15 protein-coding genes and 1 tRNA gene are annotated in these 17,394 nt (G+C 44.5%); 9 read left to right on the forward strand and 7 right to left on the reverse strand.

All coding sequences use genetic code 11. The features are described 5' to 3' along the window. The first annotated feature begins 10 nt into the window (after positions 1 to 10). The 3 genes from B4F99_RS11935 (at position 11) to B4F99_RS11945 (ending at position 3,984) form a co-directional block, all read left to right on the forward strand. Positions 11 to 976, forward strand: a complete 966-nt coding sequence (locus B4F99_RS11935) for a quinone oxidoreductase family protein (protein WP_290758174.1) — start codon at positions 11 to 13, stop codon at positions 974 to 976. Positions 977 to 1,124: 148 nt separating this feature from the next. Continuing rightward, positions 1,125 to 3,443 (forward strand): YhgE/Pip domain-containing protein, encoded by a 2,319-nt coding sequence (locus B4F99_RS11940; RefSeq protein WP_290758177.1) that lies wholly within the window; start codon positions 1,125 to 1,127, stop codon positions 3,441 to 3,443. Next, positions 3,430 to 3,984: a TetR/AcrR family transcriptional regulator gene (locus B4F99_RS11945; protein ID WP_290758180.1), complete on the forward strand. Its 555-nt coding sequence runs from the start codon at positions 3,430 to 3,432 to the stop codon at positions 3,982 to 3,984. Before B4F99_RS11940 ends, B4F99_RS11945 begins: the two co-directional genes overlap by 14 nt. Before the next feature lie 15 nt (positions 3,985 to 3,999). Here B4F99_RS11945 and B4F99_RS11950 read toward each other — a convergent pair whose 3' ends face one another. Beyond that, a complete protein-coding gene (locus B4F99_RS11950) occupies positions 4,000 to 4,587 on the reverse strand; it encodes a sterol desaturase family protein (protein ID WP_290758183.1) in 588 nt (195 codons plus the stop codon). A 171-nt stretch (positions 4,588 to 4,758) separates the two neighbouring features. On the opposite strand from B4F99_RS11950, the gene B4F99_RS11955 reads away from it, so the two are divergent. Further along, positions 4,759 to 5,037 carry a hypothetical protein gene (locus B4F99_RS11955; protein ID WP_056063494.1) on the forward strand — a complete coding sequence of 93 codons (279 nt, stop codon included), beginning with the start codon at positions 4,759 to 4,761 and terminating at the stop codon, positions 5,035 to 5,037. A gap of 36 nt (positions 5,038 to 5,073) precedes the next feature. Here B4F99_RS11955 and B4F99_RS11960 read toward each other — a convergent pair whose 3' ends face one another. Beyond that, the gene (locus B4F99_RS11960; protein WP_035412443.1) at positions 5,074 to 5,808 is read right to left on the reverse strand and encodes a metallophosphoesterase family protein; all 735 of its coding nucleotides are present in this window, start codon (positions 5,806 to 5,808) and stop codon (positions 5,074 to 5,076) included. A 362-nt stretch (positions 5,809 to 6,170) separates the two neighbouring features. On the opposite strand from B4F99_RS11960, the gene B4F99_RS11965 reads away from it, so the two are divergent. Next, positions 6,171 to 7,193, forward strand: coding sequence for a PTS transporter subunit IIC (locus tag B4F99_RS11965; protein WP_035412440.1), 1,023 nt, complete (start codon positions 6,171 to 6,173; stop codon positions 7,191 to 7,193). Between the two features lie 98 nt (positions 7,194 to 7,291). Here the strand turns inward: B4F99_RS11965 and B4F99_RS11970 are convergent. Continuing rightward, positions 7,292 to 7,364 (reverse strand) — tRNA-Val (locus B4F99_RS11970). Positions 7,365 to 7,548: 184 nt separating this feature from the next. Here B4F99_RS11970 and B4F99_RS11975 point away from each other — a divergent pair. After that, on the forward strand, positions 7,549 to 10,689 hold the full coding sequence (locus B4F99_RS11975; protein ID WP_290758191.1) for an efflux RND transporter permease subunit: 3,141 nt from the start codon (positions 7,549 to 7,551) through the stop codon (positions 10,687 to 10,689). A gap of 200 nt (positions 10,690 to 10,889) precedes the next feature. Here B4F99_RS11975 and B4F99_RS11980 read toward each other — a convergent pair whose 3' ends face one another. Then, the gene (locus B4F99_RS11980; RefSeq protein WP_290758195.1) at positions 10,890 to 11,717 is read right to left on the reverse strand and encodes a M15 family metallopeptidase; all 828 of its coding nucleotides are present in this window, start codon (positions 11,715 to 11,717) and stop codon (positions 10,890 to 10,892) included. A gap of 214 nt (positions 11,718 to 11,931) precedes the next feature. Here B4F99_RS11980 and B4F99_RS11985 point away from each other — a divergent pair, with 214 nt between their 5' ends. Both B4F99_RS11985 and B4F99_RS11990 read left to right on the forward strand, forming a co-directional pair. Beyond that, positions 11,932 to 12,477: a methyltransferase family protein gene (locus B4F99_RS11985; protein WP_290758198.1), complete on the forward strand. Its 546-nt coding sequence runs from the start codon at positions 11,932 to 11,934 to the stop codon at positions 12,475 to 12,477. 17 nt (positions 12,478 to 12,494) lie between these two features. Further along, positions 12,495 to 13,982 carry a phytoene desaturase family protein gene (locus tag B4F99_RS11990; RefSeq protein ID WP_214856413.1) on the forward strand — a complete coding sequence of 496 codons (1,488 nt, stop codon included), beginning with the start codon at positions 12,495 to 12,497 and terminating at the stop codon, positions 13,980 to 13,982. A 58-nt stretch (positions 13,983 to 14,040) separates the two neighbouring features. Here the strand turns inward: B4F99_RS11990 and B4F99_RS11995 are convergent, their stop codons facing one another. Genes B4F99_RS11995 through B4F99_RS12005 form a run of 3 tightly spaced genes read right to left on the reverse strand, consistent with a single transcriptional unit; the run spans position 14,041 to position 16,624 of the window. Then, entirely contained in the window at positions 14,041 to 14,607 is a 567-nt protein-coding gene (locus B4F99_RS11995) for a histidine phosphatase family protein (RefSeq protein WP_290758203.1), read from the reverse strand. A gap of 18 nt (positions 14,608 to 14,625) precedes the next feature. Next, positions 14,626 to 15,273: a response regulator transcription factor gene (locus B4F99_RS12000; protein ID WP_214856411.1), complete on the reverse strand. Its 648-nt coding sequence runs from the start codon at positions 15,271 to 15,273 to the stop codon at positions 14,626 to 14,628. 1 nt (position 15,274) lies between these two features. Beyond that, positions 15,275 to 16,624 (reverse strand): sensor histidine kinase, encoded by a 1,350-nt coding sequence (locus B4F99_RS12005; RefSeq protein ID WP_290758207.1) that lies wholly within the window; start codon positions 16,622 to 16,624, stop codon positions 15,275 to 15,277. A gap of 146 nt (positions 16,625 to 16,770) precedes the next feature. On the opposite strand from B4F99_RS12005, the gene B4F99_RS12010 reads away from it, so the two are divergent. Then, the gene (locus tag B4F99_RS12010) at positions 16,771 to 17,334 is read left to right on the forward strand and encodes a YdhK family protein (RefSeq protein ID WP_290758210.1); all 564 of its coding nucleotides are present in this window, start codon (positions 16,771 to 16,773) and stop codon (positions 17,332 to 17,334) included. Positions 17,335 to 17,394: the final 60 nt, after the last annotated feature.

Consider the following 17,394-nt stretch of genomic DNA (forward strand, 5'->3'; position numbering starts at 1 on the left):
ATGTGTTGAGATGAAGGCATTAACATTCCACGAATTCGGAGGTTCTGATGTATTACGCTTCGAAGACGTGCCAACGCCAACAATCAGCGAACAGGAAGTTCTGATTGAAATGAAAGCGATCGGTCTGAATTTTGCAGATATTTATCGTCGAAAAGGAAACTATCATTTAGAAGGACAGCCTCCCTATATTTTAGGTTACGAAGGAGCAGGAGTCATCACCGCAATCGGTGCAACCGTTTCAACGTTCCATATAGGTCAACGGATTGCTTTTGCGGACGTTCCGCTTGCGAACGCTGAGTACGTGGCGGCACCCGTTGATAAATTGATTCCGCTTCCTGACGGTATTTCATACGAAACAGCAGCTTCTGTCTTATTACAAGGATTGACGGCACATTATTTGACTCGCGACAGTTATCACGTTCAACCAGGAGATACCGTCTTAGTTCACGCTGCTGCCGGTGGCGTGGGGCAATTACTGACACAACTCATTCGTTTACTTGGTGCAACTCCGATTGGCTTAACTTCTTCTCCCGATAAGGCACAGATCGCAAAAACTGCCGGTTGTGAGTCTGTCTATTTGTACTCAGAGAACTGGGTCGAGCAAGTGCTTACACAAACTTCTGGTAGAGGGGTCGATGTCGTTTATGAGTCTATCGGTTCTACGCTAATGGACAGTTTCCATGTAACGAAAGTACATGGGACCGTCGTCTTCTATGGTATGGCAGGCGGGGATCCCGCACCTGTCGATCCACGTTTTTTAATGGATACGTCCAAAACATTAACAGGTGGCGACCTTTGGAATGTGTTAACGTCTTCTGAGGAACGCATCCGCAAATCGGGTGAGCTGTTTGATTGGATTTTATCTAGTCACCTTAACCTGTCCTCTCCGACAATTTTTGCTTTATCTGATGGAAAAGCAGCGCATGACTTTTTAGAAAGCCGACGTAGTACAGGAAAGTTACTGTTAATTCCTTAATCATTTTCTAGAGACGACTCTCGTGAGTCGTTTTTTTGTGTGAAATTGGAATTATCGATTGATTTTTTATAATGAAGAGAGTAAAGTAAATCTCATCAAAACCTAAAACTCAAATTAGTTTTGAGTTTTAGAAAGGGGATTTGTATTTATGTTTCGCTCAGAATGGAAGAAATTGAAGAGTCCGATGATGATCGTCGTCATTCTCGCCCTCATCCTCGTACCGTTTCTTTACAACTCCATCTTCTTATCTGCATTCTGGGACCCGTACGGTCGTACAGAAGATATTAAGGTAGCTATCGTCAACGAAGATCAGGCGACAAAGTTTAAAGGAGAGAAAGTCGACATCGGGGATCAATTCGTCGATAAACTCAAAAAAAATGATGATTTTGATTGGCAGTTCTTGTCTCAGGATAAGGCAGAGAAAGAATTGCGTGACGGAAAAGTCTACATGACAGTCGTCATTCCAAAGAATTTTTCTAAAAATGCAACGACACTACTCGATGATCACCCGAAGAAGATTGAGTTAGAATATTACTTGAATCCAGCGAAAAACTACTCGGGAACACAAATTTCGAGTACTGCCGCAAAACAGTTAAACGAAAAAATCCGAAAATCCGTTACGAAACAATATAGTAGTGCTATATTCGGTGCGTTAAAGAAAATCGCAAACGGAATGGAAAAAGCGTCGGACGGTTCCTCTAAACTCGAGGACGGTAACCATAAAACAGCGGATGGCGCTAGAACACTAGCAACAAATCTTGGAAAACTCGCAGATGGCAGTCTGACACTGTCCGAAAAACTCGGGGAAGCGAATCAAGGTTCGAAAAAACTGAGTGATGGTGTCACGACACTCGACGAAAAGACCACCCTCTTCGCTCAAAAAACGGGTGAGCTATCTTCTGGATTGAACACACTCGATGAAAACGGTGGCAAGTTACAGGCAGGTGCCGCGCAACTTCAAGAAGGCGCAACAAAACTCAGCGGTGGCTCAACACAGATACGCCAAGGGGCAGAACAACTGGCTGCGGGTACTGCTCAGCTTAATGAAAAAATTCCTCAGTTGACGGACGGATTAAATCAATTGGATGAAAAAGCACAAGCTGCGAATGCCTTTTTAACACAACTCAATCAAGATGCTGAACAGGCGAAACAGGACTTACGGGCCCGTCGCCAAGCACTTGAGGCAAACGTCGCTCAACTAAAAGAAGTTATTTCTGCTTCTGAACAGTTATCAGATGAAGAAAAACAAACATTACTCGGTTCTATTGGTTCATTAGAAGAAAATATTCAAAGTCTTGCTGCCCAAGAAGGTGCAATTGATCAGAGTCTTGCTCAAGCAACAGAAGCAACGAAGAAAATCGGTCAACTCGCCGCAGGTGGTCAGCAAGTCCAGTCTGCTGTATCGCAACTAAACGCTGGACAATTGAAGCTCGTCGATGGTGCGAAACAAGTCGAGTCTGGCGCACAACAATTAGCTAGTGGACAACAGACGTTCAATGAAAAACTCGGTCAGTATACTGCGGGTGTGCATAAAGCCGCAACAGGCGGTGCCCAACTAGCTGACGGCGCGAACCAACTGTCAGATGGTACACATCAACTTCAAGCTGGGGCTAGCGCGTTGAATAACGGATTAGGACAATTGGCATCTGGTTCTTCTACGATTACAGATGGTATCGGCAAAACGACCGAGGGTGCTTCAAAAATCGCGGATGCCAACACGAAACTTGAAGATGGAGCTAAAACACTGAAGGATGAGCTCAGCAAAGGAGCTAAAGACGCGACGGTCAAGCCGACAAAAGAGCGGGATAATATGCTAGCAGAACCCGTCGTCTTAAAAGAACATGACTATTCGACTGTCAACAATTACGGTTCTGGTTTATCAGCTTATATCCTTAGTATTGCCTTGTTCGCAGGTGCCTTGATGTTCTCTTCGGTCTATCAGATTCGTCCCGAACATGGTGAGAGTCTGACATGGCGCTTCCTCGTCGGTAAATTATCACTTATCTTACCGATTGGCGCATTACAAGGTGTCGCAGCGGCCACAGCCATCGTCTATGTGCTGGATGCTGATGTCGCGAGTGTCCCTGCGCTCTATGGATTCGCTGCCTTGACAGGTATGACGTTCATTACCATTCTGTTCACGCTCGCGATGCTACTCGGTCGCGTCGGACAGTTCCTTGCCTTCTTACTACTCCTTCTTCAAATCGGTGGTAGTGGTGGAACGTTCCCTGTCGAAATGACGCCAGGGTTCTTCCAAGCGATTCACGCTTTCTTACCGATGACATATTCGGTCGGTGGATTCCGCGAAGCGCTTGGACTCGGTGTGACGGATGTCCTCGTATCCAATAGTCAAGTCCTTGCGACCATATTAGTCGTCGCATTAATCATCTGCTTCGTTGGAGGGCTCGGAGCCAAACGGATTCTACTCTCAACGAAAGCGAGACGAAAACAACATGACACAGTCTGATAAAGAAACTTTGATACTCGACTCAGCAATGGCTTGCTTTTCAGAACTCGGTTATAAGGGAACGACGATCGAGCGTGTCGCCCGACGCGCTCATGTCGGAAAACCAACCGTCTATCAATTGTTCGAAAGTAAACTCAATCTGTTTGAATCACTCGTAACACGTGTGTTGCAAGAGATGAAAGAAGAAGCAGAACGCGCTTACGTCGAACAGGCGACCGTAGAAGAAAATAAACAAGCAATGATCGACGCCATCGCCTATCATCAGCAACAACACTTATTCATTCTTCAAATCATCGAAGAAACACGCAACTTAAAATTACAAGAGATGCAGGAATTACGGATGCGGATTGAACGACATGTCGTCGAATATATCAAGACATTACTTGAGACTCGTCTTGGTCAAGACGATCGCGACATACCGGTCGATGTCACGGCCTTCCTGATCTTTCGAACGTATATCGCGTTGATCGCCGAATGGCCATCGATTGCGCGTCCACTTGAACTCGATACGATTCGACGTGCCATGTTGCGCGTTCTGTGAATAAAAAACCGCTGATCAATGGATCGGCGGTTTTTTATTATCCAATTCTTTTTCTAAATCACGTGCCGTTTGGCTAGATAAGACTGTTTTTTCATCCTTCAGCGTTCCAAATAACCAATCTCCTACCGGATTGGATACACCGAACCAATAATGTTCATTTTTGAAGTGATGTAACAGATGCGTCTTTTTCATCCATTTCCCAAAGCGTGTTCTCGGCTTTAGCGGAACATGCGCCACATAATGCTTCCACTCGTAAACAAGTAACATGACGATCAATCCACTTGCAGCTGCAGCTGTCAATACGACAGACTGCGTCAGAAGATATGTCACCACCGCAAAAAATCCGAGATTCGGCAAGGAATACCATACTGGTAAAAATAACAGATGCAGTTCATTCGGATGCGCATGATGATCGTAATGGAGTCGTTTCAACAACTTTCGTCCGAACACGTTCTTCGGTGGTGGTAGATGAAACAAAAAACGATGGGTGAAATATTCACTAAAACTAAAGACGATCAATCCGATGCAAAAGAATAGCAACATGGACCAACTGAATGGTTGCGCGATGATATACCCACTTATTCCGATCAGTAATACAAGCATGATTAAAATATCTGGAAACAGAAAAAACGGCGATACATATCTGACATGAATGTCCTCTCCTTATCCTTCATTACAGCGTTTAGTCGTACGTTCATCGATTCGTCACGTTTTTTCCTGCAAGACATATAGTCATCTTTGCTCCTTCCCTTATACTAAAAAAGGAATGGAGTGATGATCGTTTTGAGTTTATCGACCGGAATCATCTTTGTATTACTCGCTTATACACTTATGTCGCTTTACGACATGTGGCAGGTTTACCGGACAACGAGCAAGCTCTGGATATTTGTTTTATTTCTTGCAACACTGATCAGTCTTGTTCTTGCCTTTTTCGTGGCCCCTGTACTTGCACTATTCTTCTACTGGTCACGCCACTCGTTGAAACGAAATATCGGTATCCTGTTACTGATTATCGTCTGCCTCGTCTCAATCATGACGAAACTGTCTGCATGATCGACTTCCTTCATGATCTATTCATGAAGGTTTTTTTCATGATCTATTTCCGAAGAAGAGACGTCGCATCAATTCACGTTCCGGCATTTCTGTTGTATTGAGTACATTTAGAAATGGGCGGTCATCGTAAGGAATCGTCAGGATTTCCGAACGAACTTGTCCTTTTTCTAAAGTGAGGATTGCTACTGGGGCAAGAGCTGTTTCCTGACACCCGATCGCTCCAGGGTTGATGTACAGCGTTTGATCCGTCTCAACTTGTTGTGCTGGATGGTGGTGACCAAAGCCAATGATTCGCGCCTCATTTCCGGAAAAAAGGACGGGTAAGTTTTCTTTCGTTCCATCCACTGCTGGCTTTAAGGGTTCCTCACCGATTTTCTTCGTCTGATCGGCATAGGCATAATGTGTCAGATACATCGTTTGTTCCTGATGGGTGACATTCAATACACGCGGTAAACGCTCCAAATAACTCTGATTCTCCTGCGTCAATGAATCTGCAATCCATTGATGGTGCTCTTTCGCATGTTGGTAACTAGCGGGATAAACATCCCCATGAATCAAAGCAAGGACGCATTCATCATGGTTTCCAGAAATCGTCTGAATATCAGGCCGCTGCCTTAACAAATTGATGACCTCATTATGTTCAGGTCCGATACCGACGAGATCACCGAGACAATATACAGCATCGATGTCTGAAGACTGATCGAGGTAGGACAACACGGCACGCAATGCTGAAGCATTCCCGTGAATATCTGTAAAAATCATTACTTTCATGTAAACGCCTCCATTGTTAGTACATTAGGATTTCCCGATGATAGCGTAAATTCCTATTAGATTTAGAGAAAAAATAAATTGTCAGAAAATATTGATTATTGATCAGAAGCATGTTAGGCTTAGAAAAATTCACAGAGAGGGGCACGATTGAATGATTCCGACGCAACAGCCATTTAACCAAGCCGGACGACTGATTATTCTATGCATGAGGGACTGAAAACTTTTCCGATGATGAAACGGAAATGATTTTTGGGCCCTCCTTTCGATGCATCGAATGAGGCGCCCGCACAGAATGAGTGGCGCCTATCCCAAAAATGGATAGGCTTTTTTCATGGCAAAAAATAGAGATAGATAGAGAGAGGATGACAACGTTGAAAGAATATGCGATGGATCGAATGGTAAAAGTATCAGCTGGAATGGCGAATGCCGTTCTTGTAACACTCGGTGTCGGACTCCTGATTGAGACGCTCGGCAATTTTTTACATATCCAAATGCTACTGACGATTGGCGGCGTCGCAAAAGTACTGCTTGCTCCTGCACTCGGTGCCGGTATCGCCTTTCAGCTCGGAGGAAACACACTTGTCCTGTTCAGCGCGATGATCGCAGCGACGATTGGTGGTGCTGCGCTTCAATCGACTGCTTCTGGACTCGTTCTTGCCCCCGGTCAGCCAATCAGTGCATTACTCGCAGCTGCGGTCGCTGTATACGTTGGAAAACGCATGACTGGAAAAACGAAATTTGACATGATGGTCATCCCGATGAGTGCTGTGCTTGCCGGTGGTATCACTGGTATCGGTGCTGCTGCCGTAACGACACCACTCCTTACAAAATTCAGCGCTATGATCACCGCTTCAGTCGAATCGTCTCCTATTGCTACATCTCTTGTCATTGCACTCATCTTTAGTGTCTTATTGATGTCTCCCGCTTCGTCCGCTGCACTCGCTATCGCTTTGCAGCTTGATCCTGTAGCAAGTGCCGCTGCACTCATTGGCTGTTCCGCTCAATTCGTTGGCTTCACATTGATGGCATATCGTCAGACGGATCCCGGTGGTTTGATTGCTTCTTTCTTTGTCACACCTAAAGTACAATTCCCGAATATCGTTAAAAATCCACGTCTTGTCGTTGCACCGTTTCTCGCAGCGATGATTTCAGCTCCTGTAGCGACGCTTCTTCTCTCTTTGAAAGTACCATATGAACTCGCTGGACTCGGTTTAAATTCGATGATTGCGCCACTCAATATCTTCGTCAACCAAGGTCCTCAGGCGTTCCTTATCTTCTTCTTGACTGGTGTCGTTTTACCTGGCGTCTTGACACTCGTCTTCTATCGATTGACGACTGTCGCAGGCTGGACGAAGCGTGGCGATCTTCATCTCGAAATCCAATAAAATAATATCTCTACCTTCCAACTATTCCTGATTGATTTCGGGAATAGTTTTTTTAATGCAAAAAAAAATCGTTCCTTCGAAAAGGAACGATTTCGGTATGATTCTGACTGGGCTCGAACCAGCGACCTCTACCCTGTCAAGGTAGCGCTCTCCCAGCTGAGCTACAGAATCATGCTGTGTTGTTACTGGGTATATTTTTATTATAGCAGCATATCGAAAGGTGTAAAGCCTTTTTAACAAAAAAAATTATCTTTTTTCAAAAAGATCTTTTTGAATAAAACAGTTTTAAAGTTGCGGGTTCTATGAGTGTCCTCTACTATGTAAATAAGCACATATAAACGAAAGGAGTGTTCATATGAACTTTTTAACCCGATTCAGTTTAAAGAATTCGGTGGCTGTTTTCATCATCGCCATTCTTTTAGTTTTAGGAGGCGTCTATTCTTTCTCGAAATTAAAAGTCGATCAGTTCCCAGAAATCGAATTTCCTCAAATCTCTGTTGAAGCAGTATATCCTGGTGCTTCGCCCGACGATGTCGATAAACAAGTCGTCTCGAAGCTTGAAACTGCCTTGAAAGGAATCGAAGGAGCTACTAAGCTGACAAGCTCTTCTTATGAAAGCATCGGTATCTTAAACATCGAATTCCCGTTCGATACTGATATGGATAAAGTCGAACAACAGATTGATGCTGCAATCCAAGATGCGAATCTACCAGAGGAAGCAACAACGAAATTAAATCGTCTGTCCTTTGGATCGTTCCCAATCTATAATATCTCTTTCTTTAGTAAGGATGGTAAAGACATCGAAAAAATCCTCAAGGACGATATCGAACCTGAACTTAATAAGATTCCAGGAATCAATAGCGTTTCCGTTGGTGGCTACAAAGATGATCTCGTTCAAATCACCGTCGATAATCAGAAAGCGACGAAAGCGGGTCTTTCGCTCACGAGCATCAAGGAACAAATCAACGGAAAGTATGTCTCGTTCCCATCTGGTCAGCTATCAGAAAACGATTCAAAAATACCGATTCGCGTTGAGGAAAAACTAGAAAATCTAGATAAACTAAAAAATCTACAATTGACACCCGTTGCAGGTGCGACTAGTTCAGCTAGTAGCGATCAAACAGGTGGTTCATCTGCTGGCGGTCCACCACAAGGTGCAACACAAGGACCACCAAGTACAACAGGTGGAGCAGCTACAGATCAGGCGTCTGAACCTGCAGAACCGATTCGTCTAGAAGATATTGCAAAAATCGAAGCAGTCTCGCAACAAAGCGAAAAAACACGTTACGATTTAAAAGATTCCTTATCGATGGCAATCACGAAAAAACAAGATGCCAATACGGTCGAAATCGCAGATGAAGTCACGAAGATCCTTAATAAATATGACGATCAAGTCGACTATACGATTGGGATCGATTCAGCGAAGGATATCGAGGAATCCGTCGCGACACTCGTCAAAGAAGGATTACTTGGTGCCCTCTTTGCCTCTCTCGCTGTACTCTTGTTCTTACGAAATATTCGCGCAACGATCATTGCCATCGTCTCGATTCCTTTATCGTTACTCATTGCTGCTATCTTCTTGAACTGGCAAGATATTTCTCTGAACATCATGACACTTGGCGGGATGGCCGTTGCGGTCGGTCGTGTCGTTGATGATAGTATCGTCGTTATCGAGAACATCTTCCGGCGTGTTCGAAAATCCGAATCCGGTATGACGGATGAGATCATCGAACAATCGACAAAAGAGATTCTAAAAGCAATCACGTCATCGACGCTAACGACCGTCGTCGTCTTCCTGCCAATCGGATTCGTCGGTGGAATCACTGGTAAGTTCTTCTTACCGTTTGCTTTGACAATTATTTTCTCATTACTTGCTTCACTACTCGTTGCGATCACGATCGTACCGATTCTTGCGAAATTTGCCTTTAAGAAGGTTCCAGCAGAAGAAAAAGAAGATGCTCTTCAACGGTGGTATGGCAAGCTGATTGAAAAGTCACTCTCGCATAAGGCGACGATCTTAATTGTATCGTTCATTCTTCTCGGCGGTTCTCTAGCGATCGTTCCACGTCTCGGCTTTACGTTCATTCCGAACGAAGCCTCAAAGACACTAACGGCATCGCTTGAACTTCCGGCTGCCACATCGCTCGAGAAAACGAGCGACGTCTCATTTGAGATGGAAAAGATGTTTGATAAAGAACAAGCAATCGCTGACGTCACGACGTCTGTCGGAGCACGAGACTTTACGACAGGCTTACGTCTCGATAATAAAGCAAGTTATTTCTTGAACCTGAAGGACGGCGTAAACGTCGAGAAAACGATCAAATCACTTGAGACACAGATGGAGGACATCGCTCAAGAGGAAAACGTCAATGTCAAAATCAGCGTAGCTGAATTATCAACAGGTGGTCCTCCGTCGAACAACAACGTCGATGTCGACCTGTTCTCGAACGATCTCGAAGCGCTTCAAAAAGCTGCGAAATTAGTCGAGGATAATATGTCCAAAAATAGTGATTTAAAATATATCACAAACAACTTCAGCGAAAAACAAAAGCAATTCCTCGTTGAAATCGATCCTGAAAAAGCAAGTGATCGTGGACTATCCGGCTTCCAGATTCTCGGGACCGTCAATGATCAAACGAAGCCTGTTACTGTTGGCACGTTGAATCTTGATAATAAAGATCAAAATGTACAATTGTCTTATGAAAAAGGACTCGTTTCGAAGAAAGATCTCGAAGACGTCCAACTGTTCTCAGCAAACGGTCCTGTTGCTCTAAAAGATGTCGCGACCGTCAAAGAAGTCGAGACCTTCACATCAATTCAAAAGCTCGACGGAAAAGTATATGCTCGCGTTTCCGGACAAGTTAAAGGAGACGACGTACAAAACGTTTCTAATGCTGTAAAAACAGAGGTCGAAAAAATTAATTTACCAGACGGTGTCTCGTTGACAAGTGGTGGTGGGAATGATGATACAGTCGAAATCTTCCAATCACTCGGAATTGCGATTGTCGTTGCAATCGGACTTGTTTACCTGACAATGTTGATTACGTTCGGAAAAGCACGAATTCCGTTCATCATCTTGTCCTCTCTGATCTTTGTTCCAATCGGTTCACTCGTCACGCTCTTCCTTGCGAATGAACCATTGTCTGTCAGTGTCATGATCGGCTTCTTGATGTTGATCGGAATCGTCACCACGAACGCAATCGTTCTCGTAGACCGCATCGGTCAAAACGTCGGACGTGGTATGCCGATTCGCGAATCATTGATTGAAGCGGGTAAAACACGATTGCGTCCAATCCTGATGACCGCATTCGCAACGATCATGGCATTAGTACCACTCGCATTAACAACTTCTTCAGGGACATTGATCTCAAAAGGTCTCGCCCTAACAGTTATTGGGGGGTTAACGACATCTACGTTGTTAACACTCATCATTGTTCCAGTCGTCTATGAACTGTTCTTCTTCAAAAAAGCGAAAAAAGAACGAACAACCAATTAAGTGAACATCAAAAAAGCCCATCGCTTGGATTGCGATGGGCTTTTTATAGTGTGAGGCTTATGATTCCAACGGTTCATCCGTCTGCTCCAATGTACCGTCATGTTCAGCTACCAATCAGCATGCCGGTCATTGTCAAACAGTCCATCTCTTTCATTCAAGACGAATAATAGATGAATCCAACACCCTCTATTTATCATGTTTTAAGATGTCGAAGTCTTTACTGGTTTCCAAGGAGCAAGATGAAAATACTCTTCCATTGTCAACCCACTGAGTTTCAGGCGAGCAGCAAGCGTCGCCCCTACATAACGGTAGTGCCAGCTTTCATACGTATAACCTGTCCACGATTCTTTACCAGATGGATAACGAAGATGGAAACCATACCGGTGCGCATTCGCGAACAGCCATTTCGCCTCTTTCGTCTTCGCAAAACTGAACATCGCGTATTTAGAAGAATCTGCTCCCCCTATATCAAAAGCGAGTCCTGTCTGATGTTCGCTTTTTCCTGGCTCCGCACTATAAGTACTCGCTTTTTCATATCCATCTCGCGCGACATATTTATCAAACAATGCCTTTTGGTAAGCGTACGAACGGTATGTACTAAATGCGACCAGCGTAATCCCCTCTTTTTTTGCTGCCAAGCGCATTTTCTCAAAAGCTGTACGCGCTTGCTGATTCTCTCCAGGAGCGTACGTCGAACGGAGTGCTAAGTTCTTATTCGCGATGAGTGTCTTACCGATCCGTTTCCCACCGATTTGTTCATCCGTCAGTAGATACTTCGTACTCGCATAACCAATCTTCGTACCATATTGTACTTTTGACCATGTACCGACTTTCGACAGTTCCGTCACATAGATCCCCGTCGGAATAACCGCAAGACTCGGTTGCTCGACTGATGTCCCTTGACGTAAATGAAGAGATGTCTTGGCTTGCCGATAAGTAGAAGTCGATGCTTCGACTGTTGGTATATACACTGATGTACAGGCCGCTGTTAATGTCAACGTCGTGATGAGTGTCGTGATGTATTTCATGAATCGTATATCTCCTTTATGCATGAGGATCTGCATCCATATTTTAGATTAGAATACCATTCTTTTTTTCAAACAGGGTTCATTCGGAATGCTTGTCATGAAAATGAAGTATTTCTGAAGTTTTCTAAATGTAGCTTAAGGACGAATTACAATGGGTAAATAACGATGTATGCGTTTTCGAAACATGATTCTGATGTAGAAAGGAGTAGCGTACGTGTCACTTTGGGAATGGATTTTCAGTATTGGTAGCATCTGCTGGATTGGTGAGATGGTTCGTTTTCGGAATCGCTCCGAGTCTAAGTCAGGGGCAGCAGAACAAGTGAGTTTTTATTTGATTTTCCTTGTCCTAAGCGGAACGATCGTCTGCGCTTTCCTCTTTGCGAATGAAACCGTTTCTTCTATCATGCGCATCTTTTCATGCATTTTATTATGGTGTGGTGTTTCCTTACGTCTATGGGGAATTCTCCACTTAAAGCAACAGTTCACTCGTCATGTCGTCGTGGCGTCGGGTGATCAGCTCGTCAGTAGCGGTCCCTATCGCTTTTTACGTCACCCGTTATATAGTGGATTGTTGTTGATTACGATGAGCTTCCCCCTGTTCACCGGTCAGTTCGGACTTTTCATTCTCTCTGGACTTCTGATGTTCATTTTCTTGCTCTACCGGATTCGAATCGAGGAAGCGATGTTAACGAAAGGTTTCGGACCTGCCTATACGATGTGGGCTGCAAAACGAAAACGTTTGATTCCATTCATCTATTAAAAGGAGAAGTGATCTATTTGAAGAAACGTGCAATCGTCATTGGAGCTGGTCTTGCCGGTATGTCTGCTGCCATTCGTTTAGCTGGAGATGGTTACGCAGTCACGATGCTTGAAAAAAATGCAAACGTCGGTGGGAAACTAAATCAGCGCAGCGGGAAAGGATTTACTTTTGATACTGGTCCATCGATTTTAACGATGCCGTGGGTACTCGAACAACTCTTCTCAAGTGTTCATCGTAACTTAGATGATTACTTAGAAATCGAACGCATTGAACCGCAATGGCGTACTTTTTTTGAAGACGGGACAAAAATCGACGTCAAAGGTGACTTACCCGGAATGCTTGAAGAAGTCGAGCAAATTTCGTCACGAGCGGATTTCGTCGAATTGTTCCGGTACTCAAAACAAATGTATGACTTATGTCTCGACAGCTTTTATAAATACAGTCTCGAAGATTTAAAGGACTTAAAAAAATACCATACGATGTCTGATTTATTAAAGATGGACCCGATGAACACCGTCGCGACCGGAACAAAAAAACACCTCAATGATCCGTATCTCGAACAGCTGTTCAACTACATGGTCATGTATGTCGGTTCCAACCCTTATCAAGCGCCAGCCGTCTTCAATCAAATGATTTATGTACAGATGGGACTTGGCATCTATTATGTTAAGGGCGGGATGTATCAAATCGCGCGTGCTATGAAACGATTGCTTGACGAGCTCCGCGTCACGGTGCATCTCAACTCACCGGTTGAACAAATCGTCCTTGAAAATAAAAAAGCAGTTGGTGTCCTTTCGAATGGTACGTTCCATGCAGCCGACATCGTCGTCTCAAATCTTGAGGTCATCCCGACTTACGAACGAATCGTACCTGAGAAAAAAGCCCGGAAGCGGGCAAAAAAATTACAGGCATCGTTTGCTCCCTCTGTTTCTGGACTCGTATTATTACTTGGTGTGAACCGTGAATACAGTGGACTAGCACATCACAACTTCTTTTTCTCAGAAAATCCAGAGCGCGAATTCGCTCAAATGTTCAAAGAAGGAACGCCTCCTGAGGATCCGACGATTTATGTCGGGGTCTCGTCGAAATCTGATGCTTCGCAAGCGCCCGATGGAAAAGATAATCTGTTCGTCTTGACGCATGTCCCTCCTCTAACACTCCAAAAAGGCGAGGTCGACTGGGATGCTTATCGTGAAGTTGTTCTTGATAAACTCGAACGAATGGGACTTTACGGTCTTCGGGAATCAATCGAGTTTGAATATCGCTTCACCCCAGAAGATCTGAAGGACTTATATGGTCCAAACGGTGGATCGATTTATGGTGTCGCAGCCGATCGGAAGAAAAATGGTGGATTCAAGATTCCATCGAAGAGCGACTTATACGAAGGACTTTATTTCGTTGGTGGTTCTACACACCCAGGCGGCGGTGTGCCGATGGTCACCTTATCCGGTCAATTAACAGCTGATTTGATCCGAAAACATGAAGGTGCTATTCCTACGCCTTAAGATTTCTTTGATTACAAAAGAGACGGAAACTGATTTACTCATCAGTTCCGCCTCTTTTTTACTTTACATTCGTCAAAAGTGGTACGACGTGAATATCTACCTCTCCTCCTGATTTCACTTCCATCCGGCACACGGCTGGCATCGGTAAGGATTTCCAAAATGTATAATCAAATGTCGGATCGAATGTTTCGAGAAGTAACACCATAATGTTTCCATGTGTTCCAAGAACAACTATTTCGTCGGAATGCTTCTCCACCAGTTCATCGATGAATTGCCGAATGCGTTGCGCTGCTTCTTTGTTCGTTTCGCCCCCGAATGGATTATCGTTCGGATGTTGCCATACATACATAACCGCCTCCTGAAAACCGTCAAGCTCTCCAGGTGCTAGTAATCGCTCTCTTAGTTCTTCTACCTCAATAATTGGTTGTCGACGTGCCTCCGCGAGCGGTGCAACCGTCTCGATCGCCCGCTGATACGTACTACTATAGAATCTGTCGACTGGAATTTCTTGAAACGTTTCAAGTAAACGTCTCGCATCTGCCTGTCCTTTATCGGAAAGTGGACGTCTCCGTTCATCCGGTGAGTATGTCGAATGTGCGTGCCGTACGAAATACAGTGTCGTCATGTTTGAATCTCCTTCTTACTAGTGTATCCAGCGGTATCCGATTCCGCGAACCGTTTCCAGATGCTGTTCGATTGGAAAACCGCAAACACGTAGTTTTTCTCTTAAATGTCTGATATGCGAGTCGATTGTCCGCTCGTCTACAGACGCTTCCGCTCCCCATAACATCGTCGTCAGCTGATCCCGTGTCCAAACACGTCGTGGAGAATCTAAAAATACACCTAACAATTCAAACTCCGTCTTCGTTAACGAAATCGTTTGTTGGAGGTAACAACAACGATAGCTTTCCCGGTCATAGGATAGACCATCATACTGTTGCTGTAATAAAACTTCCATTCGTCCGATCAGTTCTCCTTCTTGAATCGGCTTTGATATGTAATCATTCGCCCCTACTTCCCGTGTTCGAATGATGTCTTCCCGCTGATTCCGTGCCGTAACCATCAAGATCGGGATGTTAGAGTGTTTTCGAATGAGACGACAACATGTCCATCCGTCCATATCTGGCATCATGACATCCATTAAAATCAGGTCGAATACGTGCTGACGGCAGAGGTCAAGAGCTTGTTGCGCAGAATCCACAAGCTGACACGTGTACCCATACGGCTGAATATACAATTTTAACAGTTCAAGCATTCTCGGTTCATCATCTACAATCAATACATGCGGCATTTCATTTCTCCTTCCACTGCAGTGTCACTTGTGTTCCATGTCCAAGCTGACTCTTGATGTTCAATTCTGCTCCATGTGTCTGCGCAATTGCTTCAACGATGGAGAGTCCGATTCCAGTTCCTCCATGTTTTCGAGAACGAGATGCTTCCGTTCGGTAGAGCCGTTTCGTTACATGAGGTAAAGATTCTGCAGCAATCCCTTCTCCTGTATCTTCGATTTGAATGAAAGCCCCTACTGCGTTGACACCATAACGAACGATGATTGTTCCCGACGTCGTATGTCGACGTGCATTTTCAATGATATTCACGATCATCTGACGGAGCTGCTGAGCGTCACCTATCACTTCTAATCGCTCACCTTCTATCTCGAACGAAATATTTTCTTGTTCGATGTCCAGGCGCATCAATCGTATCACTTGATGAATCAAGTCTTCGACATCGACAGGTTTTCGTTCCATCATAAAAGCATTGGCATCAATTCGTGCCAGCCAAAATAATTGTTCAATCCATTCATTCATTTGCTGACTTTCTTCTCGAATGATCGTGATGTAGCGTCGTCGTTCATCCGGCGTCAACGTTTGGCGTTCGAGAATATCCGCGTATCCCTTTATATATGTCAATGGTGTGCGTAGTTCATGAGATACGCTTGCTAAAAATTCGGATCGTTCTCGATTCAAAAAATCGAGATCCTGTTTTAATTGCTGAATCGAACGCGCCAATTGTCCCAGTTCGTCTTGTCGATCAATTGGCAACTCTCCACTTTCCCCATCCAATAGACGCGCCGTCGCTTTTTCCATCTGAATCAACGGACGAGAAATGATTCGGGTCGTCCAAATGCTTGCCGCACCTGCTAGTAATAGTGCGAGCAGACCCACTTGGAAAAACTGCTGTTTCAACGGATCAAGTACGTGATCTACGATTGCTTTAGAAGCGAACATGAAGACATGACCACGATGTTTCCCGTCAATGGTGATGGGACTGTCCGTCATTAAAAAGTTACGCATCGTTACGATTTTTCCTCGTTGACGATAATCAAAATCTGTATGTTGTAATACACGTCTCATCTCACTCGTCAAAGGACGTGATGCTTCGAGTTGTTTCCCTCTTGCATCGGTGATCACGACAGTAAAGGATGAGTTCGCTTCCATCATACTGACATGACGCATCGTCGTTTGGTCGTAGGAATCGACCAGGACATCACGATGGGTATTCCCTCGGTTCAGCAAACCATCCACCACTTCCTGCGTTCGTATTTGAGACAACTGATAATACAACGTCCCGAACAATACACTGCCACAAATTAAAAATGCCGCAAGAACGATTCCTCCGACCGAGTATGAAATACGACGCATGACGTTTCCCTCCTTATCTCTCCATTTTAGTATAGCGAAAAAAACATAATCACTGCCGATAAACGAAACTGTCACTTCATCTGCACACGATTTGCACATACGCTCGGTATAGTAAAAAAGACTAATGACTTCAGGAGGGTTTTAATATGAAAAAATCATTGACGTTAACTGTACTTGCTCTTAGTTCTACGCTTTGGCTCGGTGCATGTGGATCCGCTTCAAATGACGATGGAAGTAATAGTGACTCACACGATATGTCTCATGGAGATATGATGCATTCNNAGCATTCGAGCGACGGAAAGCTACCATCCGGTTTAAAGGAAGCCAGTAATCCGACTTATCCGAAAGGAAGCAACGTCACGTTGACGACGGATCATATGGACGGTATGGACGGAGCTAAAGCAACGATTGCGGGAGCTTACGATACCGTCGTCTATGCGATCAGTTACAAACCGACTACTGGTGGAAAGATGGTGAAAAATCATAAATGGGTCATTCAGGAAGAACTCGATCCCGTTCCAACTAAGCCACTGCAAGTTGGTGATGAAACGACTGTCAAGGCGGATCATATGAAAGGTATGGATGGAGCAAAAGCGACGATTGATGAAGTAACGGAAACGACGGTCTACATGGTGAACTATGAACCGACGGACGGTGGAGAGATGGTGAAAAACCATAAATGGGTCACAGAGGATGAGATAAAGAAATAATAAAAAAGCCCGCTTTCCCTTTAAAGGAGAAGCGGGCTTTCGGTATGATTCTGACTGGGC

The organism is Exiguobacterium sp. UBA3491 (genome assembly GCF_002377745.1).
GTDB lineage: Bacteria > Bacillota > Bacilli > Exiguobacteriales > Exiguobacteriaceae > Exiguobacterium_A.